The organism is Phaeobacter sp. CAU 1743 (genome assembly GCF_039839315.1).
Classification (GTDB): Bacteria; Pseudomonadota; Alphaproteobacteria; order Rhodobacterales; family Rhodobacteraceae; genus Phycobacter; species Phycobacter gallaeciensis_A.
On the sequence record NZ_JBDOQR010000186.1, the window covers coordinates 1 to 1,388 of the forward strand.

Consider the following 1,388-nt stretch of genomic DNA (forward strand, 5'->3'; position numbering starts at 1 on the left):
CCAAACTTTAGCCGAAGAACAACCGTGGCCGCCAAGCGGCCCGCGCGGGCCTCGCTTCGCTACGAAAAGGCTCCGCTCAGCCCGCGCTAACGGCGGAAATTACACCAATCGTTGGGACACTGCTCCATAAGCAGGACGCCGCGGATTTTAGGGAGCTCTATGAAGCGGAAAACCGCAAATCTCGTAGCTCCGTCAATCTGTGCTGCCTGATAGTAAGATGGATGAATGCTGGACAGACCTGAGTAGGCCAAGATGATGACCAAGCCCAACCAATGCCATGTGTCGACAACGACAAGCAGCAAGTATGTGTGGACGGCATTGAACTTATAGTCGAAGTCCCAGCCAATCTCCCCAAAAAATGCTGACAGAATACCGAAATCTGGGTGAAGCATGTTCAACCAGATGATCGGGATCATATTCCACGGGATGACAAGTGGGATCGCCACCAACATCAGAGCCAGGCCGCTAAGAATTTTGTTCTTTGGCAAGAGCAGGGCTATTCCGATCCCTAGCGGAAACTGCACAAAGATCACCAGCGATGAGAAAAAAACACTACGCAGCAAGGACCAGAAAAGGTCTGGGGTGGTCACCAGTTCGCCATACCACTCTGACCCTACCCAAAACCGGTCTTGGAGAGTGAAAATATCAAAAAAAGAGTAGTTTAGGACAGCCACCAATGGAACCAGGCCAAAAATCGCGAGAAGCGACATTGCTGGCAAAATCATGAGCCAGGCGGCGTTGTTTTGCTCTTTGATAGCCTTCCTCCCCTCTCGGTTTTGAGCGGTTGGATCAAACGTTATCGGACCGCTTCATCAAATTCTCGATGCATGCTCTCAAGAAGAACCACTTCCTCGCGTGAACCGAGGATTACGGGCACTCTTTGATGTGGCGCCGTTGGTGCAACTTCAAGGATGCGTTCCCGGCCCGTAGATGCTGAGCCACCGGCTTCTTCCATGAGCATTGCCATTGGGTTTGCTTCATAAAATAACCGGAGCTTTCCGCCATCTGATCGATTTGCTTCATCAATGGGATATAAAAAGACACCACCCCGAAGCAGGATGCGGTGAACTTCTGCCACCATGGATGCGACCCAACGCATATTGAAATTCTTCTGTCTCGGGCCCTGTTGTCCAGCCACGCAGTCATCCACGTACTGCCGAACTGGGGGTTCCCACCACCTATACCGTGAAGCATTGATCGCAAATTCTGCCGTGCTGCTTGGTGTTGTGATATCGCTGTGGGTGTGACGGAATTCACCGATGTGAACCGCCCCGGGTTTGCCGGAGAGTTTTTTGTTCAAAACTTAGGCGACGTGATCAAGAGCGTTTATGCTTGCGTAGAAAGTTTCCTCCACTTCTTGCGGCGGCCGATAGCCGATGGCGCCATGT

2 protein-coding genes are annotated in these 1,388 nt (G+C 51.9%); both read right to left on the reverse strand.

Annotation, left to right across the window (positions count from 1 at the left end; translation table 11 throughout):
* Positions 1–86: 86 nt before the first annotated feature.
* Positions 87–710 carry a sugar ABC transporter permease gene (locus AAFO90_RS24845; protein ID WP_347511185.1) on the reverse strand — a complete coding sequence of 208 codons (624 nt, stop codon included), beginning with the start codon at positions 708–710 and terminating at the stop codon, positions 87–89.
* Positions 711–796: 86 nt separating this feature from the next.
* Complete coding sequence (locus tag AAFO90_RS24850; RefSeq protein WP_347511186.1) at positions 797–1,300, reverse strand: class 1 fructose-bisphosphatase; 504 nt, start codon at positions 1,298–1,300, stop codon at positions 797–799.
* Positions 1,301–1,388 lie beyond the last annotated feature (88 nt).

Coding starts and splice junctions, on each gene's coding strand:
- AAFO90_RS24845 (WP_347511185.1), bottom strand. CDS start 710: ATGTCGCTTCTCGCGATTTTTGGCCTGGTTCCATTGGTGGCTGTCCTA.